Genomic DNA, 24,622 nt, shown 5'->3' on the forward strand with positions numbered 1-24,622 from the left:
TCTACCGGGTCCAGCGGCGGAGTTCGCGTTTCGCCAGGCTGGCCTTGTGGACCTCGTCGGGGCCGTCGGCCAGGCGCAGCGTGCGGGCCTGGGACCACAGGGCCGCGAGCGGGGTGTCCTGGCTGACGCCGGCGCCGCCGTACGCCTGGATGGCCTTGTCGATCACCCACTCGGCCATCGCCGGCGTGGCGATCTTGATGGCCTGGATCTCGGTGTGCGCGCCCTTGTTGCCGACCGTGTCCATCAGCCAGGCGGTCTTGAGCACCAGCAGCCGGGCCTGCTCGATCCGGACCCGCGACTCGGCGATCCACTCCCGCACGACGCCCTGCTCGGCGAGCGGCCGGCCGAACGCCACCCGGTCGAGGGCACGGCGGCACAGCAGCTCCAGCGCCCGCTCGGCCATGCCGATCAGGCGCATGCAGTGGTGGATCCGGCCGGGGCCGAGTCGGGCCTGGGCGATGGCGAAACCGGCGCCCTCGGCACCGACCAGGTTCTCCGCCGGCACCCGTACGTCGACGAAGTCGATCTCGGCGTGCCCGCCGTGCGAGCCGTCGCTGTAGCCGAAGACGTGCATGCCCCGGCGGACCGTCACGCCGGGCGTGTCCCGGGGGACCAGGATCATGCTCTGCTGCCGGTGACGGTCGGCCGACGGGTCGGTCTTGCCCATCACGATGAAGATCTCGCAGGCGGGATCCATCGCTCCGGACGACCACCACTTCCGGCCGTTGATCACGTACTCGTCGCCGTCCCGGGTGATCCGGGTGGCGATGTTCGTCGCGTCGGAGGAGGCCACGTCCGGCTCGGTCATGCAGAACGCCGACCGGATCTCGCCTTCGAGCAGCGGACGCAGCCACCGCTCCCGCTGCGCCTCGGTGCCGAACTCGGCGAGCAGCTCCATGTTGCCCGTGTCCGGCGCGGCGCAGTTCAGGGCCTCCGGGGCCAGGTGCGGGCTGCGGCCGGTCAGCTCGGCCAGCGGAGCGTACTGGAGGTTGGTCAGCCCGGCGCCGTAGCGCGCGTCGGGCAGGAAGAGGTTCCACAGGCCGCGCTTGCGGGCCTCGGCCTTCAGCTCGGCCAGCACCGGCGGCCGGGACCACGGGTCGCGGGCCGCCGCGACCTGCTCGGCGTGCACCGGCTCGGCCGGGTGGACGTGCCGCTCCAGGAAGTCGGTGAGCTCGGCCCGCAGCTGCTCGGTGCGCTCGTCGTACGCGAAGTGCATCTACCTCTCCTCCACCGCGGTGAGCCCGTGCGCCACCAGTGGTGCCACCATGTCGCCGATCCGGTCGAAACCCTCACCGAGGGTCTGCCCCTGGGTGTGCCGGTAGTGGATGCCCTCGCAGATCACCGCGAGCTTGAAGCATCCGAGTGCCACGTGCCAGTGCAGCGGGCCGACGTCGACGTCGCTGCGGCCGGCGTACCGGTCGATGAGTTCCGCGCCGCTCGGGAAACCGGCGCGCGGGCCCAGCCCGTCGGCGACCGGGTTGCCCTCGGCGGCGTCGCTGCCACCCAGCACGTCCCAGTACGTGAGCAGGAGGCCGAGGTCGGCCAGGGGATCGCCGAGGGTGGCCATCTCCCAGTCGAGCACCGCGCGGACGGCGACCGGGTCGACGGTGGCGAGCAGGTTGTCCAGCCGGTAGTCGCCGTGCACGATCCGGCCGGCGTTGGCGCCCTCGGGGACGGTGGCGGCGAGCCGGTCGCGCAGCTCGTCGATGCCGGGCAGCGGCCGGCTGCGGGAGCGGTCCAGCTGCCCGGACCAGCGACGGACCTGCCGGGCGAGGTAACCCTCCGGGCGGCCGAAGTCCCCGAGCCCGACCGCCGCCGGGTCGACGGTGTGCAGCGCGGCGAGAGTGTCCATCATCGCCATCGCCAGCCCGCGCCGCTGCTCATCGGTGAGCGGGTCGGTCTGGGTGCGGGTGCGGTACACCTCGCCGCCGACGCGTTCCATCAGGTAGAACGGCGCCCCGATGACGTCCGGGTCGTCGCACAGCAGCAGCGCCGCCGGCACCGGCACGTCGGTGGGGGCGAGCGACGAGATGACCCGGAACTCGCGGCCCATGTCGTGCGCCGTGGCCAGCACGTGGCCGAGCGGCGGCCGGCGCAGCACCACCTCGCGGTCTCCGACGCGCAGCAAATAGGTGAGGTTCGACTTGCCGCCGGCGATCAGCCGGGCGCGCAGCTCGCCGCCGGCGAGGTCGGGCCGGCGGGTCGACAGGTACGCGGAGAGTCGGCCCAGGTCCAGCCCGCGTGGGGAGTCGGTCGGGGCTGGGGCGTCGAGGGCCGGCTCGGTCATCCGATTAGTTGATGGCAGCTCAGCTTTGTTGTCAAGGTCGGATTTAGCTCTCGGGATATCCAGCCGCAACAGGGGCGAAACGGTCGTGGACCAGGCTGTACCCAGCCTGCCGGCGCACCGCGCCGGCCACGCCGGAGCGGAGGTACGCGATGTTGCTGCGAGTTCGGGTCACCCTGCCGGACCGTCCGGGCACACTCGGCCAGGTCGCGCGCACGCTGGGCGTCTCCGGGGCGGACATCGTGCAGGTCGTGGTGCTGGAGCGGCTCGGCGGCCGGGCGGTCGACGACTTCACCGTCGTCTGGCCGGGGGCGGCCCGGGTCGAGCGGCTCATGGCGGGTCTGGCGGCCATCCCCGGCGTCCGGGTCGACGGGGTGTGGCGGGCGATCGGCGCGCCCACCACCACCGGTCAGGACGCGGAGCTGCTGGCCCAGGTCGCGGCGAACCCGACCGACGGGTTGGCGATCCTCGTCGACGCCGTGCCCGGGCTGCTCGCCGCCGACTGGGCCGTCGCGGCGGTGGTGCCGGTCGACTGGGCATCCCGGGCCGGCGCCGGCAGCGAGGCGACCATCGGGCACGCGAGCTGGCGGGCCCCCGTACCCCTGCGGTTGCCGGACGTGACGCCGCTGCGCGCCCGGGCGATGACCGTGCCCGGCGGTGGCCACTTCGCGGTCGCGCCGTTCGGGCGGGCGGGCCTCGTGCTGGTCGTCGCCCGGGAGGACAGCGAGCCGCTGTCCGCGGCCGCGTTCCACTCCACCGAGGTGGACCGGCTCGCGCAGCTGGTCCGCGCCAGCGCCGTGATCCTCGGTGACCGGCTCGACCTGGTGGGCGCGCCGCCGGTGGCCGGTTGACGGCGACTGTGGCGCAGACCGCAGCGGCGAATCCCGACCCGTCACCCCGAGGCAACCGGGCCGCAACAGCGGGCGGCGAGGGTCGTACCGGGGAAGGGAGAGAACCATGACGCTGTGGCGGATCCGGGCCACCGTGGACGACCGGCCGGGTTACCTGTCGGTGCTCACGGCGAGCCTGGCCCTACGTGGGGTCAACATCCTCACTGTGCAGGTGCACACCACGGAGCGGGGCGCAGTCGACGACTTCCTCGTCGACGCCCCGGACACACTCGACGAGGCCGACCTCGTCGCCGCCGTCGAACGGGGGCGGGGCCGAGACTGCTGGGTGGCGCGCAGCGAGGCGCGTGGGCTGGCCGACCAGCCCACCCGCGTACTCGGTCTCGCCACCGGTCTGGTGCGGGATCCGGATCTGACGGGGGAGGCGCTGCGCACCCTGCTCGGCGCCGACTCGGTCACCTGGCGGCCGAAGCCGGCCGGCTCCCGCGCCGGGATCACGACGACCAGCATGGTGCTGGCCGATCCGGGTGGCGGCTCGTACGACCTGCGGCGGGCCGCCCCCGGGTTCACCCCAGCCGAGTACGCGCGGGCCCAGGCCCTGGTCGAGCTGGGGGCCACCGCCGCGCGCCGGGCCGCCGAGCAGGTCACCCTGGTCCTGCCCGACGGCTCCGAGCTGGGCGTACGCCCGGCGACCGGCGACGACCTGCCGGGCGTCGTCGAGCTGCACGAGCGGTGCTCGGCGCGCACCCGGCACCGCCGTTACCTGGGCGGGGCGACGACGCCGCCGCCGGCCCGGCTGCGCCGGCTGCTCGAACCGGCCCGGGGGGTCACCCTGCTCGCCACGACCACCGGCTCGGGCGGGGCGGCCGAGCCGGTAGTGGCGATGGCCAACCTGCTCGCCGAGGGTGAGATGGCGGAGGTGGCGCTGCTGGTGTGCGACGACTGGCAGCGCCGTGGGCTCGGGTCGGCGTTGCTGCGCCGGCTGGTCCGGCACGCCGAGCAGGCCGGGTACGCCGCGCTGGTCCTGCACACGCAGGCCGAGAACACGCCGATGCTACGTACCGCCCGCCGGCTGAGCCGGCCGTCGGCGATGGACCGGGACGGCTCGCTGCTCACCGTCACGGTGCCGTTGAGCGGCGAGCGGGCGCGGGTGTAGCGGCTGTTAAGAGGGGCCCCTTCCGATACCGGAGGCGTTAAGAAGGGGCCCTTCCTTTCAGGTGGTCGGGTAGCTGTTGTAGTCGGGGAAGTTGCCGTACAGGCGGGCGTCGCCGCCGACGGTGACCGCCTGCACCAGCAGGTCGCCGCCGACGAAGGCCCCCTTCCAGGAGGCGCCCCGGCCGCCGAACGGCTCGTCCCGGTCGCCCCGCGAGCGCGGCTTGTTGATCCCGACCTTGAACGCCTGGAGGTCGACGGCGAGCTTGCCGGCGAGTTCCTCGTCGTCGCAGGCGAGCGAGGCGACCAGGGCGCCGTTGGAGGCGTTCATCGCGGCGAGCAGCTCGTCGGTGGTGTCGACCACCACGATCGTGTCGACCGGGCCGAACGGCTCGGCGTGCATCAGCCGGGACCGTCCGGGCGGGGCGAGCAGCACCGACGGCGCCACGTACGCCGAGGTGTCCTGCCCGTCGAGGAACGGCGCGCCGTCGAGCCGGCCCCGGTACAGGGGGACGGCGCCGCCGCGGACCGCCTCCTCGACCTTGCGGTGCAGTTCGTCGGCCTTGGCGGCGCTGATCAGCGGGCCGAAGTCCAGCTCGGGCAGCGGGTCGCCGGCCGCCCAGGTGTCGTCGACCGCGAGCGGGTGTCCGAACCGGACGGACCGTACGACCGGCAGGTACATGTCGAGGAACGCGTCCACCAGGTCCCGCTGGACGACGAAGCGCGGGTACGCGGTGCAGCGCTGCTTGCCGTACTCGAAGCCCTTCTTCAGGTGCCCGGCGAGCAGGTCCCACTGGGAGAAGTCCCAGATGCCCCAGGCGTTGAGGCCCTCCTGCTCGATGAAGTGCCGCTTGTCGGTGTCCAGCAGGGCGGCGGCGACCTTGCCGCCGTTGGAGCGCCCGCCGACGAACGCCACCGCGCCGATCTCCGGCGCGCGGACCAGCACCTCGGACAGCTCCTCACCGCTGCCGGAGAGCAGCGTGGCGGGCAGGCCGGCGCGGCGCATCAGGGCGTGCGCCACGGTGAGGCAGACCGCGCCGCCCTGGGACGGGGTCTTGGCGATCACCGCGTTGCCGGCGAGCAGCTGCACCAGTTCCGCGTGGACGAGGACGCTCATCGGGTAGTTCCACGACGCGATGTTGCTGACCGGACCGGGAAGCGGCTCCCGCCCGTCGGCGAGCATCCGGTCGATCTCGTCGACGTACCACCGGACGCCGTCGAGCGCCCGGTCGACGTCGGCGCAGGCCAGCCGCCACGGCTTGCCGATCTCCCAGACCAGCAGGAGGGCGAGCAGGTCGCGGTGCGCGGTGAGGGCGGCCAGGGCGTCGGTGACCCGGGCCTTGCGGTCGGCGAGGGGGGTCCCGGCCCAGTCCCGGTGCGCGGCGGCGGCGTGCGCGACCGCGGCGCGGGCGCTCGCCGCGTCGAGCCGGGGCAGGTTGACCAGGACGGTGTTGTCGATCGGCGTGCGTACCGGGGCGGGCGAGCCGACCGCACGCCAGTCGCCCTCGATCAGGTTGCGCAGCGTCGTGGCGCCGGCGACGTCGGGGCCGAAGGCCTCCGGGGCGGCGGCCACCGCCCGGGCGAGTACGTCGGACCAGGCGGTTCCGTCGGCGAGTCGTAGAGCCATCGCGTTCTCCTCAGGGTTGTCCGGGGGAGCGGCGGCGTCGATGGCACCGCTGGTGTCGCGTACTGTCGCCCGGCGAAATCCGGGGCGGCAACAGTACGTTCGTATGTCAGGACGCCAGGTCCGCTCCGCGCCGGCTTGCCGTCGCGCCGCACGCCGCCGTCCACCGGCCTGACCTGGGCGTACGCCGATAAGGCATCGGAAGCTATCGATGATGTGATGAATCTCCGGGCGTCGTCGACCGGGTTACCGGTCAGTACGACCGGGCCGGCCGGCCGGATCGACGTCCACCTGTGATCTTCGCCTCCGGCGCTCGACGTGGGCTTGAGAAACGACGACCGGCCGCCGGTGTTCCGGCGGCCGGTCGGGTGGTGCCTCGGGTCAGCTGGTGAAGGTGACGGTGTCGCGGCGCCGCCGCAGCACGGTGAGTGCCACGCCGCCGCCGATCAGCGCGAGGCCGGTCAGCGCGATGCTGGTGCCGGCGACGCCGGTGATCGGCAGGTTGCCGTCGCTCTCACCGCCACCGCCGCCACCGGTGCCCGGGGTCGGCGTGCCGGACTCACCCGGGTCGGACGGGCTCTCCGACCCGCCCGGGTTGCCGGGCGTCGTCGGGACCGGGGTGGTGGGGGTTGGCGTCTCCGGGGTGGTGTCGCCGGCGCAGGTGTGGCTCAGGACGAACTTGTCGGCCGTGCCGGTGATGCTGGCCGTACCGTCCAGAAGCGTCCACCCCGCCGGGGTGAACACGTAGGCGTGGATGACCTGGCCGCCTGCCGAGTAGAACGCGTCCGGGTAGGCGTCGCCCGCGTCCGGCACGGTGACGACGACGTCGTCGGCACCGTCGTTGAAGGTGAGTTCCAGCGTCTCGAAGTCGCCCGACTCCTTGCCGCCCGGCAGGACGAAGTGCCAGCCGTCGTAACCGTCGGGCAGGTTGTCGAACCGCTCGTCGCCGCACTCCTGCTGGAAGCCGGCCGCGGTCGCGCCCTCGTGGGCGGAGTGCAGCGGGACGGTGCTCGACGCCCAGGCGGGCGTGGCGAGGATGAGGCAGGCCGCGGCGGCGGCACCGGGAACGGCCGCGCGCGCCACGCGCCGACGCTGGGGCATGAGGATTCCTCCGGGACTGAGTCGAAAGTCAAGGCATGGTCCCGTTGTCGTAACCGTCGGCGACATCAGGTGATCGGCTCGACCTCGGCTGACCTGCTGGTTCAATCTGATGCGCCGGGCAGATTCGTCACGCTCCGCAGGCGTGTCGATGTAACGGGATCCCTTCGTCCGGCGCTGCGCCGCTTCCGCGGCCCGCTGCTCTTCACAACCGGGTGACGGGGAGATTACATTGTCGAACATCCATGGGAGCGCTCCCGGACCATGGTCTCCACCCCACCACCAGCGCTGGCGGCCGGGGGCCCGCCGACGGTCGTGCCCCCGGTCGCCGGCTCCGCCACCCGACAGGAGCACCTCATGCCGTACCCCAGCCGTCGCCGGCGGGGCGACCAGCCCTGGCCCCGACGCCTGCTCGCCGCGGCCGCCGCGCTCGCCACCGGGCTCACCCTCGGGGTCGCCGCGCCCGCGGCGCAGCCGCCGGCCGCCTCCGCCGCGCCCGCCTTCAACTACGCCGAGGCGTTGCAGAAGTCCCTCTTCTTCTACGAGGCCCAGGTCTCCGGCCGGAAGCCGGCCTGGAACCGGGTCTCCTGGCGCGGCGACTCGGCGCTCACCGACGGCGCCGACGCCGGGCTCGACCTCACCGGCGGCTGGTACGACGCCGGCGACCACGTCAAGTTCGGCTTCCCGATGGCGTTCACCGCCACCATGCTGGCGTGGGGCGCGGTCGAGTACCGGGACGGGTACGTCGCCTCCGGCCAGATGCCGCACCTGCTCAACAACCTGCGCTGGGTGAACGACTACTTCGTCAAGGCCCACCCCGCCCCGAACGTCCTGTACGGACAGGTCGGCAACGGCGACGACGACCACAAGTGGTGGGGACCGGCCGAGGTGATGCCGATGGCGCGGCCCGCGTACCGGATCGATGCGAGCTGCGGCGGCGCGGACCTGGCGGGGGAGACGGCGGCCGCGATGGCCGCGTCGTCGATGGTCTTCCGGCCGACCGACGCCGCGTACGCGGACAGGTTGCTGACCCACGCGCGGCAGCTCTACACGTTCGCCGACACCGTGCGGAAGGCCTACCACGAGTGCATCACCGACGCGACGAGCTTCTACCGGTCCTGGAGCGGCTGGCAGGACGAGCTGGTCTGGGGCGCCATCTGGCTCTACCGGGCCACCGGTGACGCCGCGTACCTCGCCAAGGCGGAGAGCGAGTACGACCGCCTCGGCACCGAGAACCAGTCCACCACGCGGTCCTACAAGTGGACGATCGCGTGGGACAACAAGCAGTTCGGCGCCTACGTGCTGCTGGCCCGGCTGACCGGAAAGCAGAAGTACGTCGACGACGCCAACCGGTGGCTCGACTACTGGACGGTGGGCGTGAACGGCCAGCGGGTGCCGTACTCACCGGGCGGCATGGCCGTCCTCGACTCGTGGGGCGCGCTGCGCTACGCCGCGAACACCAGCTTCGCCGCGCTGCTGTACGCCGACCACGTCACCGACGCCACCCGCAAGGCCCGCTACCACGACTTCGCGGTTCGCCAGATCAACTACGCGCTCGGCGACAACCCGCGCAACTCCAGCTACGTGATCGGCTTCGGGAACAACTCACCGAAGAACCCGCACCACCGCACCGCGCACGGCTCCTGGTGGGACAGCCAGACCGTGCCGGAGGAGACCCGGCACGTGCTCTACGGCGCCCTGGTCGGCGGGCCGTCCTCGCCCAACGACGCGTACACCGACAGCCGCGGCGACTACGTCATGAACGAGGTGGCCACCGACTACAACGCCGGCTTCACCTCCGCACTGGCCGCTCTCGTCGCGAAGTACGGTGGCACGCCGCTGGCCGGCTTCCCGCGGGCGGAGACCCCGGACCGGGACGAGCTGACCGTGGAGACCACGGTGATGCAGGCCGAGCCGCGCGCCACCGGGCTCAAGGTGATCGTCTACAACCGGTCGGCGTTCCCGGCCCGCGCGCTCACCGACGGGCGCTTCCGCTACTACTTCCGCGCCGACGGACCGGGCCCGGTGCAGGTCACCCCCGGCTACACCCAGGGCTGCCCGGCACCGTCCACCGCCCGCCAGGTCTCCGGCGACCTCTGGTACGTCGAGGTCGACTGCACCGGGCACACCATCGCCCCGGCCGGGCAGTCGCAGCACCGCATGGAGGTGCAGTTCAAGGTCGGCGTGCCGGAGGGCGGCACCTGGGACCCGACCGACGACCCGTCGTACACGACGGCGGCCGGGCCGAACCCGAACGTGCCGCTCTACTCCGGCGGGCAGCGGGTCTGGGGCGTCGAGCCGGCCCCGCCCACGCCGGACACCGTGGCACCGACCGCGCCGGGCACGCCGACCGCCTCGGCGGTCACCGCCACCGGGCTGACCCTGAGCTGGGCGGCGTCGACCGACAACGTCGGCGTCACCGGGTACGACGTCTACCGCGAGGCCGGGGCCACCGACGTCCTCGTCGGCTCGCCCGCCACGACCAGCCTCGCCGTGACCGGGCTGACCGCCGCCACGTCGTACTCCTTCTACGTGGTGGCCAGGGACGCGGCCGGCAACCGGTCCGCGGCCTCGCCGCCGGTCACCGTGACCACCGCCGACCCGTCGACCCCGGACACCACCCCGCCGACCGCGCCCGGCACGCCCACCGCGTCGGCGGTCACCGCCACCGGGCTGACCCTGAGCTGGGCGGCGTCGACCGACAACGTCGGCGTCACCGGGTACCGGGTCTACCGGCGCAACGGCGGCAGCGACCTGCTGGTCGGCTCGCCCAGCACGACGACGCTCGCGGTGACCGGGCTGGCCGCCGCCACGACGTACACCTTCCACGTCGTCGCGGTCGACGCGGCCGGCAACGCCTCCGCGGCGTCCGCGCCGGTCACCGTCACCACCGCGGACCCGCCGGTGGCCGGCGCCTGCCGCATCGGGTACGCCACAAACGACTGGAGCACCGGTTTCACGGCGAGCATCACGATCACCAACACCGGCACGGCCACGATCAACGGGTGGACGCTGGCGTTCTCCTTCCCGCTGGCCGCGCAGCAGGTCGGGCAGGGCTGGTCGGCGACGTACCGCCAGACCGGGACGGCCGTGACCGCCACCAACCTCTCCTACAACGGGGTGCTGGCTCCCGGGGCGTCGACGAGCATCGGCTTCAACGGCACCCACGGCGGCCAGAACCCGAAGCCCACGGCGTTCACCCTGAACGGTGTGGCCTGCACGGTGACCTGACCGCCGCGTCCAGGGTCCGCGCAACTTCGGGGTAACCCACAACTTCGGGGAAGTTGTCGCCTCCGCGCGAGCCGAGGCAGCAACATCCCCGAAGTTGTGCGGATCTTGGCCGACTGACCGGCCCTCGGGCACCGTCAGTCGGCCAGTTCGTCGGCGAGCAGGTCCATCAGAAGCCCGTCGTGCCAGCGGCCGTCCGCGCCGCGCTCGTACCGGCGCAGCACGCCGACCGGCCGGAACCCCACCTTCGCGTACGCGCGGATCGCCGCCGTGTTCGCCGCCGCCGGGTCGATCGTGAAGCGGTGGTGGCCGTGCGCGTCGATCAGGTGCCGGACCAGGATGCGGATGGCGTCCCCGCCGAGCCCGGCGCCGCGTACCGCCGGGTCGAGGAAGATGTCCATGCTCGCGTGGCGGTAGTCCGGATCCTCCTCGGCGTACCACTGGATGGCGCCGACGACGCGGCCGTCGTGCTCGACCGCGTACACCGACAGGTCGTCGTCGGCGAGGTCGGCGCGCACCGCGGCGGCGAGGTCGTCACCACCGCGCCACCAGCGCCGCACCTCCGGACGGGCGCGGATCTCGGCGAGGGCGGGCACGTCCGCGGCCGTGGCCGGCCGCAGCGTCACCGTCCGCCCGCGCAGCACCATGTCAGGCCCGCGTCTCGCCGTGCTCGACGCAGACCGCCGACCAGCCGACCGGCAGCACCTGCACCTTCATCCGCCGCCGGCAGTGCGCGCAGTACCGGGGCGGCTCCAGCTCGCGGGCCGTCCGGCAGGCCGGGTGCTCACCCGCGGGCTCGCCGCAGCGGTCGCACCAGGTGCCCGGCCCCGCGTCGCTCGTCGTCACCGGAGCGCTCACAGCGTCGCGGAGAGCGCCTTGACCGGCATCTTCAGGTCGTCGAGCAGCTCCAGGTCGGCGGTGGCCGGCCGGCCCAGCGTCGTCAGGTAGTTGCCGACGATCACCGCGTTGATGCCGCCGAGCAGACCGTCGCGGGTGCCCAGGTCGCCCAGGGTGATCTCGCGGCCGCCCGCGTACCGCAGGATCGTGCGCGGCATGGCGAGCCGGAACGCGGCGATGGCCCGCAGCGCGTCCTTGCCCTCGACCACCGGCCGGTCGCCGAGGGGGGTGCCGGGGCGGGGGTTGAGGAAGTTGAGCGGGACCTCGTGCGGGTCCAGCTCGGCGAGCTGAGCGGCGAACTCGGCCCGCTGCTCGACGCTCTCACCGAGGCCCAGGATGCCGCCGCAGCAGACCTCCATCCCCGACTCGCGGACCATCCGCAGCGTCTCCCAACGCTCCTCCCAGGAGTGGGTGGTGACGACGTTCGGGAAGTACGACTTGCAGGTTTCCAGGTTGTGGTTGTAGCGGTGCACGCCCATGTCGACCAGCTCGTCGACCTGCTCCTGAGTGAGCATTCCGAGTGACGCCGCCACCTGGATGTCGACCTCGGCCTTGATCGCGGCGACACCCTCGCGCATCTGCTTCATCAGGCGGGCGTCCGGACCGCGTACGGCGGCCACGATGCAGAACTCCGTCGCGCCGGTCTCAGCGGTCTGCTTCGCGGCCTCCACCAGCGACGGAATGTCCAGCCACACCGAGCGCACCGGCGAGGTGAACAGGCCGGACTGCGAGCAGAAGTGGCAGTCCTCCGGGCATCCGCCGGTCTTCAGCGAGACGATCCCCTCGACCTCGACCTCGGGGCCGCACCAGCGCATCCGCACCTCGTGCGCGAGCTGGAGGGCGGCGGGCAGGTGCTCGTCGGGCAGGTTCAGCACGGCGAGGACACCGGCCTCGTCGAGGCCGACGCCGTTCTCCAGCACCTGGGTACGGGCCTGGTCGAGGATCTCTGGCATGGCCCGTACCCTACAAGGCCGCTCCGGTGCCCGGAAACGGCCGCACGGCGGCTCCCACCGGGGCTCCAGCGCGCGTCGAGCGTGTGGGCCGCGCCACGCCGGGGCGGTCGTGGCCGGGTGGTACGTTCCCCCCGGCGGAGGCGCCCGGTGGGCGGGCACCACGGAGGGGAGCGGCGGTGGCGGACTGGCTGGCGGCACTGGACCGCCGTGCCGAGCTGCGCGCCAAGGCGGGCCTCACCCGCACCCTCCGTCCCCGTGCGGCCGGCGACGCCGTGGTCGACCTGGCGGGCAACGACTACCTCGGCCTGTCGACGCACCCCGAGGTCACGAGGGCGGCCACCGCCGCGCTGCAGGCGTACGGGCTGGGGGCCACCGGGTCCCGCCTGGTGCGCGGCTCGACCGAAGCCCACCACGCCCTGGAGACCGACCTGGCCGGCTGGCTGGGCACCGACCGGGCCCTGGTCTTCTCCTCCGGCTACCTGGCCAACGTCGGCGCCGTCCGGGGGCTCGTGCAGCCGCGGACGCTGCTCGTCTCCGACGCGCACAACCACGCCTCGCTGATCGACGGCTGCCGGATCTCCGGGGCGGAGGTGGTGGTGACGCCGCACGCCGACGTGGCCGCCGTCCGCGCCGCGCTTGCCGCCGCGCCCGGCCGCCCGGCGGTGGTGGTCACCGAGTCGGTGTTCTCCGTCGACGGGGATCTCGCCCCGCTTGCCGAGTTGCACGCGACCGCCCGGGCGCACGGCGCGCTGCTCCTGGTCGACGACGCACACGGGCTCGGCGTGACCGGGCCGGGCGGCGCCGGGGCGGTGGCCGCCGCCGGCCTGGCCGGCGAGCCGGACGTGGTGGTCACCGCCACCCTGTCCAAGGCCCTGGGCGGGGCCGGTGGCGTGGTCGCCGGTCCGGCGGAGTTCATCCGGCACCTGGTCGAGACCGGCCGGACCTTCATCTTCGACACCGCGCCGCCGCCCGCGGTGGTGGCCGGTGTGCGCGCCGCCGTCGCGCTCGCCCGGACGGGCGAGGGCCTGCGGGCGGAACTGGCCGGGCGGGTCGCCCTCGCCGTCGACCGGCTGCGCGCCGCCGGGTTGACCGTGTCCGCACCCGACGGCGCCGTCGTGTCGGTAACCGCGCCGGGCCCGGAGGCGGCCACCGCGTGGGCGGCCGACTGCCGGGACCGGGGGGTCGCGGTCGGCTGCTTCCGCCCGCCCTCGACGCCGGACAGCCGGTCGCGCCTCCGGTTGACCGTCAACGCCGGGGTGCCGCGGGCGGCATTCGAGGAGGCTCTGGAGGTCATCGTGGAGTGCTCGCCGTGAGCGAGCCGTGGCGGGGGCCGGTGCTGGTGACCGGCACCGACACCGAGGTCGGCAAGACGGTGGTGACCGCGGCGATCACCGCCGCCGCCCAGGCCGCCGGGTTGCGGGTCGCGGTGGTGAAGCCGGGCCAGACGGGTACGGCCACCGGCGACCCGGGGGACGTCGACACGGTCACCCGGCTCGCCGCGCCGCTCACCGGCCGGACCCTGGCGAGCTTCCCGGAGCCGCTGGCCCCGCTGGCGGCGGCGCGGGTGGCCGACCTGCCGCCACTGGAGCTGTACGCGGCTGTCGACGCCGTCCGCGAGGAGATCGACAAGCACGACCTGGTGCTCGTCGAGGGGGCCGGCGGGCTGCTCGTACCGATGGGGTTGCGGCCCTCCGGCGAGCCGTGGACGGTGGCCGACCTCGCGGTCTCCCTGGGTTGCCCGGCCGTGGTGGTGGCGCGGGCGGGGCTCGGCACGCTCAACCACACCGCGCTGACGCTGGAGGCGCTGGAGCGCCGGGCGGTCCCGGCCGGCGTGGTGATCGGCGCCTGGCCGGCCGAGCCGGAACTGGTCCACTGGGCGAACCTCACCGACCTGGTGCCGCACCTGCTCGGCGCGCTGCCGGCCGGCGCCGGCGCGATCGACCCCGGCGTCTTCCGCCGCTCCGCTCCCGGTTGGCTCACCCCGGCGCTCTACGGCGTGCTTGACGACTGGCGCGCCTGGGCCGAGGAGATCTGACACCCGACTCCCGTCGGGTGCGGGGCCGGGGCGGAAGCCGCCGAGTCAGCCCCGCCGGACGACGAAGGCGTCCGGCATCCGGAAGGTGAGATTGTCCGGGCACCATGGCGGGCGTACCACGGTCACACCGTCCAGCAGCGGGGTGACCTGCTCCACCACGACCGCCGCCTCCATCCGGGCCAACTGGTCGCCGACGCAGCGGTGGGCACCCGCCCCGAAGGCGAGGTGCCGACGCGACCCCCGCTGCCCGGGCCGGAACTCGCCGGGTGCCTCGACCGTCGCCGGGTCGCGTCCGGCCCGGGCCAGCCACAGCACGACGCTGGTGCCCGCCGCCACCGCCGTCCCGCCCAGCGTGGTGTCCACGGCGGCGACCCGCCGCCAGGTCACGATCGGCGGCTCCAGCCGCAGCCCCTCCTCGACCACGTCGGTGACCGCCACCGTGCCGGCGAGCAGGCCGGCGCGTACCGCCGGCTCGCCGGCCAGCCGGTGCAGCAGCAGGGTGAGGAACTGCGAGGTGGTCTCCTGGCCGGCCACCAGGAGGAAGAACAGCGCGCCGACGACCACGTCAGGCGGGTGCCCGGCGGTCCGCAGCGCCCCGGCCAGGCCGCCCCCGGTGGCGGCGAACTCCCGCAGCACCCGGTGGAACCGGCCCACCTCGTCGGCGAGAGCGAGCTGGCGGTCGGCGTCCAGCGGGGCCCAGAACAGCTCCAGCGCGGCGCGGGCGAACGCCTTGACCGCGCCGACCGGCGCGTCCGGCAGCTCGACCAGGCGGGCCAGCACCAGCAACGGCAGGTCGGCGGCGAGGTCGGCGTGCAGGTCGGCCGGAGCGCCGCCGTCGAGCCGGGCACGGATCGCGGTCACCCGGTCCCGGACCAGCGCGGTCAGCCAGGATCGCTGAGCGGCCACCCGGGCCGGGTGCAGGGCCTCGGCGACGAGCGCCCGGATGCCGGGGTGGCTGGCGCCGCCGTTGTTGGCGAGCGTCGGGGGAAGGCGGAAACGGTGACCGGCGAGCACCCGCAGGGCGGCCACCGGAACCGGGGTGACGGCGTCGAGGGCGTTGTCCGGACGGTACGTCGCCGGATCGGTGAGCACCTGCCGGACCAGCGCGTGGCGGGTCACCACCAGGTGCTCGACGCCCACGTGGTCGGCGACGCGGGCCACGTCCGGCCAGCGGGCCCCGGCCGGCTCCGCCCAGCTCCGGAACAGCACGGCGACACGCTAACGGGCCGCCCCCGGCAGCCCGGCGCGTAGCCGCCACACCGTGGTGCGCTTCACCCGTACGCTCTCCAGCGTCTCCGGCACCGGCACGTCGTAGCTGGCCAGCTCGTCGAAGCGGTCGTGGGGCAGGAAGGCGCGGCCGGGGTCGCCGACCAGGACGGTGGCGCCCGCCCGGGCGGCTCGCAGCAGGAAGCGGAGCACCCGCCGCGCCATCGCCTCGCTGTAGAAGACGTCCCCGGCGAGCACGACCTCGGCGCCGCCCGCGTCGCCGTCGAGGATGTCGCCCAGCTCGGCGTCGAGGCGTACCCCGTTGGCCTCGGCGTTGAGCGCGACGGCCGCGACGGCCAGCGGATCCACCTCGACCGCGCGGACGGCGGCCGCTCCGGCGCGGGCCGCGGCGATCGCCACCAGGCCGGAGCCGGCGGCGAGGTCGAGCACCCGCCGCCCGGCGACCAGGTCGGGGTGATCGGTGACGTACCGGGCGAGTGCCTGCCCGCCGGCCCAGGCGAACGCCCAGAACGGGGGTGGCTGGGCGCTGCGGAACTCGCCCTCGGTCAGCTCCCAGAGCCCGACCGCGTCGTCGGCCTGGTGCAGCCGCACCTCGGGGACGAAGGCGACCGGCGCCAGGCGCGCGTGCAGCCGGACGAAGGCGGTGGCGAGCTCGGACACCGCTGGATTCTCCCGCAGCGGCCCGCGCGGCGTGTCGCCGGGATGGCGTGACCGGTTCACTACACGGAGTGAAAGCACTGCCCTGGTTCGGCGATCCGTGCGAACACGCCCGTCTATCGGGTGCCGGCGAACGCTCCTAGCGTCTGTCGTGGAGGCGACCGACGGGAGGCGGAAAAGGTGACGCTGTGGCGGTACGCGTTGCGGGCCGGAGTGGTGCTGGCCTGCCTGACCGGGGTGGCCCTGGCGGCGCCGGCCGCGTCGGCGGCCAACCGCACCGAGCTGAGCGGCCTGCCCGACCAGTTCCGGGCCGGTGGGCAGGTGGCGACGGTCTCCGCCGTGGTCCGGCGGGACCGGGGCGGCTGTGTGAAGGTCCGCTGGTCGATGGTGCTGCGGGTGTCCGGGCTCCGGCTCGACCAGGTGCGGGTGGACCGGATCGAGGAAACCGGATCGTTCCCGCTGGAGGTACGCACCGAGGGTGACGTGGCGCGGCTGACCGACCGTCAGCTCGATCCCGGCACACTCTGCCCGGACCGGACGGTGACCGCCCGTTACCGGGTGGCGTTCGCCGAGGACGTCACCCGCGGTGAGGTCACGCTGGCGGCGGAGGCGTACGACCCGAACCTTCGACTGCTGGCGCGGCAGGCGGCCACCCGTGCGGTCGTCGGGAGGGGCGGGAACGCGCGGCCGAGCGAGTCCCCGGAGGCGTCCGAGTCCCCGGCCGAGCCCACCGAGCCGGCGGCGGAGGAGACCGCGGAGGAGGTTCCCGCCGGCGAGGACGTGGCGGAGGTGCCGCCGGCCGCCGACGCGGGGCGTCCCGTCGCGCGCTCCGGCGGCTTCGGTGCGGTGCAGGCCGCCTTCCTGCTGGGTGGGCTGCTGCTCTCGCTCGGTCTCGGCCTGCTGCTGCGCCTGCGGCACCTGACCCGGACCGCGCCGGAGCCCGACCCCCGACCACGCCGCCCCCGCTGGTAAGGAAGGGCCCCCTCTTAACGCCTGCGGTAGTGGAAGGGTCCCCTGTTAACACCCAGCGACCCCCTACGGCGCCCAGAGCGGGTCCCGGCCGAAGGCGGCGAGCAACTGGTCCTGCGCGTCGGCCCCGCGCGGCGCCTCGACGTCCGCCCGGACGAGCCGGTCGCGCTGGTAGTCGCCGATCCGCCCGCGGAACCACCGGGCGCACTCGGTCACCGCTTCGGCGTCCAGGCGCGGGTCCGCGCCGATGGCCACCGCCAGGTCCCAACCGTGTACGAGGTGCTCGGCGAGGAGCTGGTGCAGGTACTCCTCGGCCGGCGTCGCTCCGGCGGAGAGGTCGACCGTCCGTTCCAGCGCAGACGGGCGGCTGAAGGCCAGCTCCGCCTGGGCGGCGACGTCCCGGGCGGCCTCCGCCGGGTCGTCGCCGAGCTGGTCCCCGTCGTAACGGTCACCCACCTCGGCGATGGTGCGCCCGGCCATCAAGGCCACGCTCCACCGGTCCTCGCTGACCACGTGGTTGACCAGGGTCCGGACGTCCCAGCTCGGGCAGGGGGTCGGTGCCGTCCACTGGCCCGGACCCACCTGAGCCACCCAGTCGGTGAAGTCGGCCAGGCTACGACGGTACGCATCGAGCAGCTCCATGCCCGGATTGTCCCGCCCCGGCGGCCCGGCCCGAGCCGGTTTCGCGGGCCCCGGTCGCGCTGCCGCGTTCAGTCCAGTTGCGCCGGGTCGATCCCCAGCTCCCGGGCGGTCACCAGGCGGACCCACTCGGTGAACTGCCGCCGGGAGATCACCCGGTCGTGCACCGCGAGTTGGACGGCGAGGCCGTCCATGACGGCGCTGATCCGCCACGCGGCGCCGGCCGGGTCGGCGCACTCGAAGGTGCCGTCGGCCACCCCGTCGGCGATCACCGTGGCCAGGTCCTGCCGCCAGCGCAGGTCCAGCCGGCGGGAGACCTTCTCCAGCTCCGGCGTGCGCAGCGACTCGGCCCAGCCGTCGATCCACAGCGACCAGGAGATGGGCCGGCCCGCGGGCGTGTACAGCTTCACGATCCGCCGGAGCTTGGTCAGCGGCGGGGCGGTGGAGCGCATCACCGCGTCCAGCCGGGCGAGATCCTGCTCGACGGCGTACGCGAACGCCTCGGCGAGCAGCCGGTCCTTCGTGGCGAAGTGGTAGAAGACCAGGGCCTGACTCACCCCGGCCGCCTGGGCCACGTCCGCGGTGCGGGTGTTCGCCAGACCACGCTCCACGATCACGTCACAGGCCGTGCGCAGCAGGGCATCCAGGCGGATCTCGGCCGCACGTCTCGTCACGACGGTTACCGTAGTACATCGGACCGGACACGGCCCGTTACCGGCGGCCCGGTCGCGGTACTCCGACAGTCGGAAGCCGGACAGTTGGGCCCACGCCCTCCCACCAGGCATTATTCCGGGCGACGGCGGTGCGTCCCGGGTGCGGCGGCAGCGGGGACGCGCCGGAACGACCCCGAGTTGGCAACCACTCGCCGGCTCGGCTAAAGTTCTCATCCGTCACCGGGAAAGCCGGGGGCACGCGGACGTAGCGCAGCTGGTAGCGCATCACCTTGCCAAGGTGAGGGTCGCGGGTTCGAATCCCGTCGTCCGCTCGGAGATGCCGCCACGCACGACGGGGGCAACCTCGGTGGGGTGGCCGAGAGGCGAGGCAACGGCCTGCAAAGCCGTGTACGCGGGTTCAAATCCCGTCCCCACCTCGGCACGATCGAGGGCGATTGGCGCAGTGGGAGCGCGCTTCCTTGACACGGAAGAGGTCACTGGTTCAAACCCAGTATCGCCCACCAGACGACGACGAGCCCGGCACCGCTGGTGCCGGGCTCGTCGCCGCTCCGGGCAGCCCGACCCGCCGGGCGGTCAGCCGACGGGAGATCGGGGCTCCGCGACGACAGCGGCGTCCTTGTCGCCGTCCCCGGCCCGCACCGCCTCGCTGAACCGGTCCGCCGCGCGGGCCGTCACGGGCAGCCCGACACCCCGGGCGTCCGCCTCGTCGACGGCCAGCCGCAGGTCCTTCGCCATCAGGTTCACCCGGAACTGCGGGGGCTCGTAGCTGCGGTTGCGCACCATGTCCGCGCGGAACGCCAGGGTCGGCGAGCTGAACCCGCTCGCGGTGAGGGCGGCGAGGAACCGTTCGCGGTCCAGGCCGCTGCTCTCCACGAAGGCCACCGCCTCGGCCAGCGCGGCGACCTGGTTGCCCAGGATCAGGTTGAAAGCCAGCTTCAGGGTGCTCGCGGCACCGACCGGGCCGACGTAGCGGATCTCCTGCCCGAGCGTCGCGAGGACGTCGTGGGCCTCCTCCACGCCGGAGCGGTCACCGGCGGTGAAGATCCGCAACCTACCCGCCTGGGCCATCGGCGGGTTGCCGAGTACGCAGGCCTCGATCCGGCGTACGCCGACGCGCGCCAGGCGCTCGCTGGCCTCCGCGGAGTACCCGGGCGACAGGGTGGACGTGTCCACCACAAGCGTGCCGGGGCGCAGGTAGCCAAGCATCTCCCCGAACAGCACCTGCTCGACGGCGTGCTGGTCGCTGAGGCTCAGTACGACGATCCGCGCGTTCTCCACCGCCGCGCCGCTGGTGGCGGCGACGCGCGCGCCGGCATCGGCCAGCGCGGCGGCCTTCGCCGCCGTCCGGTTGTGCACCACGAGGGGGTGGCCGGCGGCACGCAGGCAGCGCGCCATCCCGGCGCCCATGCCGCCCAGCCCGACGAAGGCGAGCTCTCGGTCGTGACTCATCCGCGGTCCTTTCAGAAGGTGGTTACGGCGAGGCTGTTCGCCGCGAAGGCGACGATCGCCAGAGCGGTCCGCAGCAGGTGCCAGCGCCGCCAGACCGGGCGGGGGTCGGTCCAGTCGACCGGGATGGCCGCCGGGTCGGTCCGGTGCACCCGCCGGTTGATCGGCACGTTGCGGAAGTGCGAGACCACCGACACCCCCAGCAGGCACACGGCGGCCACGACGATCAGCGACCGCGCCGTCGGCTCGGTGACCCGGAACGCCAACCAGAGGTCCAGCAGGGTGGTGCCGAGGACGATCAGCGGCATCGTCGGATCCCAGTTGCGACCCAGCAGGGTGTGCACCTGCACGTACCGGTCGGGGGACATCGCGGCCAGCGCCGGCACGGTGCTCAGCGCCACGGCGAAGAGCACGCCGGCCACCGTGCCGCTGCCGAGCAGCACGAGGACCTGCAGCGTCTGCGTCACGCCGCTCACCCCAGCACGGCGTCGGCGATCAGGTCCGCCTGCGCCGGTTCCGGTACGCCGGGGATCAGGATCAGCTCGTCGCAGCCGACCGCGCGGTAGTCGGCGACGAACGTCCGCAGCTGCCGGGCGTCGGTCAGGACGCTCTTCACCGCGATGTCGGCCTTCCAGCCGAGGAAGCCGTAGTAGTCCCGCAGGTAGGCGGCGGAGCGGTCGGCCGCGCCGGCGCCGAGGGCCACGTAGGCGATGGCGACCAGCCGTGGCCGGTCGGTCCGCCCCGCCGCCCGCCACGCCTCCCGGGCGCGACCGGCCAGCTCGTCGTACCCGCTTGCGGAGCTGCCACCGGCGATCCACCCGTCGCCGTACGCGGCGGCCCGCCGCATCGCCGCCGGCGAGTGGCCGCCGACCAGCAGCGGCGGGCCGCCGTCCGGGCAGCGTGGACCGGGCACCAGCGCCTCCGGCCCGCCGGCCCAGGAGCGCCGCAGTTCGGCCAGGAGCGCGTCGAGGCGGCGACCCCGCTGCTCGTACGGGGTGCCGCAGGCCTCGAAGTCGTCCGGCCGGCCACCGGCCGCCGCACCGACCACCAGCCGCCCGCCCGACAGCCGGTGCAGGCTGGCGAGCTGCTTGGCCAGCAGCGCCCGGTCGCCCCGGTACGCGGCGATGAGGATCGTGGTGGTCAACCGGATCCGGCTGGTCGCGCCGGCCGCGGCGGCCAGCGTCATGAGCGGCTCGTAGCCGTCGTACACCAGCCGGTCCAGCACCCCGAGGGAGGCGAAGCCGTGCTCCTCGGCACGGCGGGCCCAGGTGAGCAGATCCGCGCCGGCGATCCCCGGGATCATCGTCGGCAGTCCGATGCCTAGCTCCATGTCACCCTCTCGCGTCCGGCGGCAGGCGTGTCAGGGGCACCCAACACCAGCGCGCTTGTCGCTCGCTGGCGGCGCGGCGGGCCGGAGCGGCGAACGGGCCGGACCGCTCGAGCCCGGCTCGACCGGTGAGCCGCACCGGGCGGCGCGGGTCGAGCGCGCGTGGAGGACCCGCCCAGTCGGCGGTGCTGCCATGGGCCGATGCGGATCCTCTTCACCTCCTGGGCGTGGCCCACGCACCTGTACGCGATGGTGCCGCTGGCCTGGTCCTGCCGTAACGCCGGGCACGAGGTGCTGGTGGCCAGCCAGCCCGGCCTCGCCGACGTGGCCCTGCGTACCGGTCTGCCGTACGCCCCCGTCGGCCGCGACGTCGACGCCGAGGCGGCGTTCCGCGAGATCGTCGCCACGCCGCCCGGCGCCAACGGCGGCGGGCCGCGGGTCCTGAAGCTCTTCGCCGAGATCGCCGACGCGATGCTGGACGACCTGGTCGACCTGGCTCGGAGCTGGCGGGCCGACCTGCTGGTGTTCGAGCCGAGCGCCTTCGCCGGTCCGGTCGCCGCCGCGGCGGCGGGCGTGCCGGCGGTGCGGCACCTGTTCGGCACCGACCTGCTCGGCGGCCGGGCCGCGCAGTTCCTGCCGGCCGTGCTCGAGCCCCTCGCCGCCCGGCACGGGCTGACCGGCGTGGACCCGTTCGGCGTGGCCACGGTGGACCCGTACCCGGCCGGCCTCCAGCTCGCGCAGGTCGGCTCGCGGCGGCTGCCGGTCGGCCAGGTGCCGTTCAACGGGCCGGGCGTCGCGCCGTCGCTGCCGGAGCCCGGCGGGCGCCCCCGGGTCTGCGTCACCTGGGGTACGACGATGGGCCGCCTCGGCCCGGACTACTTCCTCGCCGGCACGGTGGCGCGGGCGCTCGCCGAGCTGGAATTGGAGGTCGTGGTCGCGGTGAGCCCCGAGCAGCGCGCCCTGCTCGGGCCGCTGCCCGACGGGGTGCACGTGGTGGTCGGCTCGCCGCTGCAGCTGGTGCTGCCCGGCTGCGCGGCCGTCGTCGCCCAGGGTGGCGCCGCGTCGCTGCTCACCGCCGTGTCGTACGGGCTGCCCCAGGTGCTCGTGCCCCGGTTGCCCGACCACACCCGGCACGCCGCCCGGCTCGCCGAGACCGGGGCCGGCCTCGTGGTGCCCGCCCGGGACGCCGATCCCGCCGAGGTGGTCGGCGCGCTGCGGCGGGTGCTGGCCGAGCCCGGGTTCCGGGAGGCGGCCGACCGGCTGCGCCGGGAGCTGGCCGCCCAGCCGTCGCACACCGAGGTGGTGGCGGAGCTGGAGCGGTTGGTGGTCGCCGCGCCCCGCTGACGGGGGCGGTCGACCACGGTGCGAGCGGTGGTGGATCCCGCCCGGTGACTCTCGGCGGGCGTCCGGACCGGGACATGCGACGACGAGTACGAGACGTACGGGAGTGACCGAATGAATTCCACGCCACAGTTCGAACACGAGTCCTTCGCCCGCCGGCACCGGGGCGGCATGCTGCTGGAACGGCACGGCATCGACCTGTATCCCCACCCGTTCCTCGGGTTCACGCTCGCCCCCGGCCTGCGGTCGGACATGCTGAACACCGACGACGCGGGGTTCCGGCTCTCCGACTCCCCGTTCGGCACCGTGGACTCGGCGAGCTGGCTCGCCGACGGCGGCGGTGGAATCCTGCTCGGCAACTCGGTGGCCCTCGCGCTCGCCGCGTCCTCGGACTCGACCACGGTGGCGTCCCACCTGGCCGGACTGACCGGCGTGCGGCAGCTCAACCTGGGTCTCTGCGCGGCCGTGTCGCTCCAGGAACTGGTGGCCGCGGTGCCCTTCCTGGAGAAGGCGTCCACCGTGGTCATCATCGGGGGCGGCCCGGACTTCGTGAACCTGGTCGGCTCGCTGACCCCGGACAACCTCTACGGCACGGTGTCGTACGAGCGCACCTTCGACGACCTGACCCAGGTCCCGCTGTTCGACCTGGCGGTGCTCGCCGCCGGCAAGTCGGTGCCGGACCTGGACGCGGTCCGCCGTCCCCGCACCACCACGCCGGCCTGGGACCTCGCCCAGGTCCGCGACCGGATGGCGGTGGCGGCGGCGCGTCGGCTGCGGGACCTGCGGGTGCTCGCCCGCGCCGTGCCCGAGGGCACCCGGGTGCTGTTCTGCCTCCAGCCCCTGGCCTCCACCCGGACGCGTGACGTCACCCCCGAGGAGCGGGCCCGCTACGACTTCTCCGCACCCGTCTTCGGCATCCTGCACAGCGCGATCGAGGAGAACTGGAAGGCGTACGCGGAACTGCTCGCCGCCGGCTGCGCCGAGCTGGGGGTGTCCTTCCTGGACCTGGCGGCCGACCGCTTCGTCGGCGACTCGTTCGCCGACACCGTGCACCTCACCGACGCCGGGAACCGGCAGGCGGCGGAGCTGATCCAGGCGGCGCTGGACGGCGGCAGCGGCACCGGCGGGGCGCCGTCCCCGCGGCTCGCGGCCGAACCGGCGCCCGCGGTCGCGGCCGCCCCGGCGGCGGAGGCCGCGCTGGCCGGGGCGGACGACCGCACCACGCAGCTCGCGGCCGTCGTGACGGAGATCCTCGAACTGGAGCCCGGACAGCTCACGCCCGACGGCGACTTCATCAACGACTACGGCGCCGACTCGATGTTGGTGATCGACATCCTGGCCCGGATCGAGGTGGACATGGGGGTCCGTATCCCCGACGCCGACATCCCGAGGATGACGAGCCTGGCGGCGGTGGTGGCGCTGGTCGAGGAGAACGCCGGTGAGACGGAAGCGGTCGCCTGAGCCAGGGCGGCCCGCGGGCGGCGCCGGACCGACCGGCCCGTCCGCGCCGGCACCCGGCCGCGTGGGCCTCGCCGGGGAGTGGTCCGCGGCCCGGGCCGCGGCGCTCCGCTCGCTGCTGACCGTCGTCGACGACCCCCGCTCGCCGGTCGACTGGCTGCTCGTCGCCGTCGGCAGCGGGCCGCCACCGCCCGTCGCCCTGCGCCGGCCGGCGCAGCCGTGCCCGCCACGGGTGGCCGTCGTCGACCCGGACGGCCGGTGGCCGGCGGGGGCGGACCGCGACGTCTACCTCGCCGGCGACGTCGGACCGGGCGAGCTGGTCGCGGCGTTGCGACTGGCCGGGACCAGGTTCACCATCCGTCGACTGGCGACGCCGGCACGGATGGCCCACCCGGCCGGCGCGACCGACGCCGAGACCGGGCCTGCGTACGTCGGTGGGGTGCCGGGGCGGGTCGGTCCTAACGCGCGAGGGCTGCCGGCCGGGCTGACCGGCCGGGAGGTCGAGCTGCTCCGGGCGCTCTGCGCCGGCCTGGGCAACGACCAGATCGCTCGGCGGCTGCACATCTCCCGCAGCACTGTGGAGTTCCACCTGACCCGCATCTTCCGCAAGCTGGACGTGTCCAGCCGCGCCGAAGCGATCGTCCGAGCCCTCGGCCACGACCCCACCCTGGCCGCCGGCCGGTCCTGACCCCCCGCCCATCCTCGCGTGCCGCGTGCCGCGCCGACAAGATCGAGTGTGATCCTGCGGTCGGCGGCGCCGGCGCA

General features: G+C 74.4%; 23 protein-coding genes and 3 tRNA genes. 12 read left to right on the plus strand and 14 right to left on the minus strand.

Features of this window, described 5'->3' with window-relative positions:
* Position 1 precedes the first annotated feature (1 nt).
* Together ABTW87_RS08205 and ABTW87_RS08210 are read right to left on the minus strand one after the other, a co-directional pair.
* Positions 2 to 1,216 carry an acyl-CoA dehydrogenase family protein gene (locus ABTW87_RS08205; protein WP_350649715.1) on the minus strand — a complete coding sequence of 405 codons (1,215 nt, stop codon included), beginning with the start codon at positions 1,214 to 1,216 and terminating at the stop codon, positions 2 to 4.
* Complete coding sequence (locus ABTW87_RS08210; protein WP_350649717.1) at positions 1,217 to 2,287, minus strand: phosphotransferase family protein; 1,071 nt, start codon at positions 2,285 to 2,287, stop codon at positions 1,217 to 1,219.
* A 149-nt stretch (positions 2,288 to 2,436) separates the two neighbouring features.
* Between ABTW87_RS08210 and ABTW87_RS08215 the strand changes: the two genes are divergently transcribed.
* On the plus strand, positions 2,437 to 3,135 hold the full coding sequence (locus ABTW87_RS08215) for an ACT domain-containing protein (protein WP_350649719.1): 699 nt from the start codon (positions 2,437 to 2,439) through the stop codon (positions 3,133 to 3,135).
* Between the two features lie 106 nt (positions 3,136 to 3,241).
* The gene (locus tag ABTW87_RS08220) at positions 3,242 to 4,288 is read left to right on the plus strand and encodes a GNAT family N-acetyltransferase (protein ID WP_350649721.1); all 1,047 of its coding nucleotides are present in this window, start codon (positions 3,242 to 3,244) and stop codon (positions 4,286 to 4,288) included.
* A 57-nt stretch (positions 4,289 to 4,345) separates the two neighbouring features.
* On the opposite strand, the gene ABTW87_RS08225 is transcribed toward ABTW87_RS08220, so the two are convergent.
* Together ABTW87_RS08225 and ABTW87_RS08230 are read right to left on the minus strand one after the other, a co-directional pair.
* Positions 4,346 to 5,911 carry an aldehyde dehydrogenase family protein gene (locus tag ABTW87_RS08225; protein WP_350649723.1) on the minus strand — a complete coding sequence of 522 codons (1,566 nt, stop codon included), beginning with the start codon at positions 5,909 to 5,911 and terminating at the stop codon, positions 4,346 to 4,348.
* Between the two features lie 378 nt (positions 5,912 to 6,289).
* Positions 6,290 to 7,009 carry a hypothetical protein gene (locus ABTW87_RS08230; RefSeq protein ID WP_350649725.1) on the minus strand — a complete coding sequence of 240 codons (720 nt, stop codon included), beginning with the start codon at positions 7,007 to 7,009 and terminating at the stop codon, positions 6,290 to 6,292.
* 354 nt (positions 7,010 to 7,363) lie between these two features.
* Here ABTW87_RS08230 and ABTW87_RS08235 point away from each other — a divergent pair, with 354 nt between their 5' ends.
* Positions 7,364 to 10,237 carry a glycoside hydrolase family 9 protein gene (locus ABTW87_RS08235; protein ID WP_350649727.1) on the plus strand — a complete coding sequence of 958 codons (2,874 nt, stop codon included), beginning with the start codon at positions 7,364 to 7,366 and terminating at the stop codon, positions 10,235 to 10,237.
* A 134-nt stretch (positions 10,238 to 10,371) separates the two neighbouring features.
* On the opposite strand, the gene ABTW87_RS08240 is transcribed toward ABTW87_RS08235, so the two are convergent.
* The 3 genes from ABTW87_RS08240 to bioB are packed head-to-tail and all read right to left on the minus strand — an operon-like array spanning position 10,372 to position 12,084.
* Positions 10,372 to 10,881, minus strand: a complete 510-nt coding sequence (locus tag ABTW87_RS08240; protein WP_502891544.1) for a GNAT family N-acetyltransferase — start codon at positions 10,879 to 10,881, stop codon at positions 10,372 to 10,374.
* A gap of 1 nt (position 10,882) precedes the next feature.
* Positions 10,883 to 11,092: a biotin synthase auxiliary protein BsaP gene (gene bsaP / locus ABTW87_RS08245; RefSeq protein WP_350649729.1), complete on the minus strand. Its 210-nt coding sequence runs from the start codon at positions 11,090 to 11,092 to the stop codon at positions 10,883 to 10,885.
* The gene (bioB, locus tag ABTW87_RS08250) at positions 11,089 to 12,084 is read right to left on the minus strand and encodes a biotin synthase BioB (protein WP_350649731.1); all 996 of its coding nucleotides are present in this window, start codon (positions 12,082 to 12,084) and stop codon (positions 11,089 to 11,091) included. The genes bsaP and bioB overlap by 4 nt, the downstream gene beginning before the upstream one ends.
* A gap of 176 nt (positions 12,085 to 12,260) precedes the next feature.
* Between bioB and ABTW87_RS08255 the strand changes: the two genes are divergently transcribed.
* Together ABTW87_RS08255 and bioD are read left to right on the plus strand one after the other, a co-directional pair.
* Positions 12,261 to 13,397: an 8-amino-7-oxononanoate synthase gene (locus ABTW87_RS08255; protein ID WP_350649733.1), complete on the plus strand. Its 1,137-nt coding sequence runs from the start codon at positions 12,261 to 12,263 to the stop codon at positions 13,395 to 13,397.
* Complete coding sequence (gene bioD / locus ABTW87_RS08260; protein WP_350649735.1) at positions 13,385 to 14,119, plus strand: dethiobiotin synthase; 735 nt, start codon at positions 13,385 to 13,387, stop codon at positions 14,117 to 14,119. Before ABTW87_RS08255 ends, bioD begins: the two co-directional genes overlap by 13 nt.
* Positions 14,120 to 14,164: 45 nt before the next feature.
* Here bioD and ABTW87_RS08265 read toward each other — a convergent pair whose 3' ends face one another.
* Entirely contained in the window at positions 14,165 to 15,328 is a 1,164-nt protein-coding gene (locus tag ABTW87_RS08265; protein WP_350649737.1) for a cytochrome P450, read from the minus strand.
* Positions 15,329 to 15,337: 9 nt separating this feature from the next.
* Positions 15,338 to 16,006 (minus strand): class I SAM-dependent methyltransferase, encoded by a 669-nt coding sequence (locus ABTW87_RS08270; RefSeq protein ID WP_350649739.1) that lies wholly within the window; start codon positions 16,004 to 16,006, stop codon positions 15,338 to 15,340.
* 177 nt (positions 16,007 to 16,183) lie between these two features.
* On the opposite strand from ABTW87_RS08270, the gene ABTW87_RS08275 reads away from it, so the two are divergent.
* Complete coding sequence (locus tag ABTW87_RS08275) at positions 16,184 to 16,975, plus strand: hypothetical protein (protein WP_350649740.1); 792 nt, start codon at positions 16,184 to 16,186, stop codon at positions 16,973 to 16,975.
* Between the two features lie 63 nt (positions 16,976 to 17,038).
* Here the strand turns inward: ABTW87_RS08275 and ABTW87_RS08280 are convergent, their stop codons facing one another.
* Both ABTW87_RS08280 and ABTW87_RS08285 read right to left on the minus strand, forming a co-directional pair.
* Entirely contained in the window at positions 17,039 to 17,614 is a 576-nt protein-coding gene (locus ABTW87_RS08280) for a TIGR03086 family metal-binding protein (protein ID WP_350649742.1), read from the minus strand.
* 68 nt (positions 17,615 to 17,682) lie between these two features.
* The gene (locus tag ABTW87_RS08285; protein ID WP_350649744.1) at positions 17,683 to 18,285 is read right to left on the minus strand and encodes a TetR/AcrR family transcriptional regulator; all 603 of its coding nucleotides are present in this window, start codon (positions 18,283 to 18,285) and stop codon (positions 17,683 to 17,685) included.
* 238 nt (positions 18,286 to 18,523) lie between these two features.
* Between ABTW87_RS08285 and ABTW87_RS08290 the strand changes: the two genes are divergently transcribed.
* The 3 genes from ABTW87_RS08290 (at position 18,524) to ABTW87_RS08300 (ending at position 18,788) form a co-directional block, all read left to right on the plus strand.
* Positions 18,524 to 18,596 (plus strand) — tRNA-Gly (locus ABTW87_RS08290).
* Between the two features lie 34 nt (positions 18,597 to 18,630).
* Positions 18,631 to 18,701, plus strand: a tRNA-Cys gene (locus tag ABTW87_RS08295).
* Positions 18,702 to 18,713: 12 nt separating this feature from the next.
* A tRNA-Val gene (locus tag ABTW87_RS08300) sits at positions 18,714 to 18,788 on the plus strand.
* 70 nt (positions 18,789 to 18,858) lie between these two features.
* Here the strand turns inward: ABTW87_RS08300 and ABTW87_RS08305 are convergent.
* Genes ABTW87_RS08305 through ABTW87_RS08315 form a run of 3 tightly spaced genes read right to left on the minus strand, consistent with a single transcriptional unit; the run spans position 18,859 to position 21,061 of the window.
* Positions 18,859 to 19,734 carry an NAD(P)-dependent oxidoreductase gene (locus ABTW87_RS08305; RefSeq protein ID WP_350649746.1) on the minus strand — a complete coding sequence of 292 codons (876 nt, stop codon included), beginning with the start codon at positions 19,732 to 19,734 and terminating at the stop codon, positions 18,859 to 18,861.
* Positions 19,735 to 19,745: 11 nt separating this feature from the next.
* Entirely contained in the window at positions 19,746 to 20,198 is a 453-nt protein-coding gene (locus tag ABTW87_RS08310; protein WP_350649748.1) for an anthrone oxygenase family protein, read from the minus strand.
* 5 nt (positions 20,199 to 20,203) lie between these two features.
* Positions 20,204 to 21,061: an LLM class flavin-dependent oxidoreductase gene (locus ABTW87_RS08315; protein WP_350649750.1), complete on the minus strand. Its 858-nt coding sequence runs from the start codon at positions 21,059 to 21,061 to the stop codon at positions 20,204 to 20,206.
* Between the two features lie 198 nt (positions 21,062 to 21,259).
* Here ABTW87_RS08315 and ABTW87_RS08320 point away from each other — a divergent pair, with 198 nt between their 5' ends.
* From ABTW87_RS08320 to ABTW87_RS08330, 3 genes are all read left to right on the plus strand, one after another.
* A complete protein-coding gene (locus tag ABTW87_RS08320) occupies positions 21,260 to 22,402 on the plus strand; it encodes a nucleotide disphospho-sugar-binding domain-containing protein (protein ID WP_350649752.1) in 1,143 nt (380 codons plus the stop codon).
* A gap of 111 nt (positions 22,403 to 22,513) precedes the next feature.
* Entirely contained in the window at positions 22,514 to 23,860 is a 1,347-nt protein-coding gene (locus ABTW87_RS08325; RefSeq protein ID WP_350649754.1) for a phosphopantetheine-binding protein, read from the plus strand.
* Positions 23,838 to 24,545: a helix-turn-helix transcriptional regulator gene (locus ABTW87_RS08330; RefSeq protein WP_350649756.1), complete on the plus strand. Its 708-nt coding sequence runs from the start codon at positions 23,838 to 23,840 to the stop codon at positions 24,543 to 24,545. The genes ABTW87_RS08325 and ABTW87_RS08330 overlap by 23 nt, the downstream gene beginning before the upstream one ends.
* Positions 24,546 to 24,622 lie beyond the last annotated feature (77 nt).

Origin of the sequence: Micromonospora sp. NPDC126480 (genome assembly GCF_040302465.1) — a bacterium.
In the GTDB taxonomy this organism is placed as follows: Bacteria; Actinomycetota; Actinomycetes; order Mycobacteriales; family Micromonosporaceae; genus Micromonospora.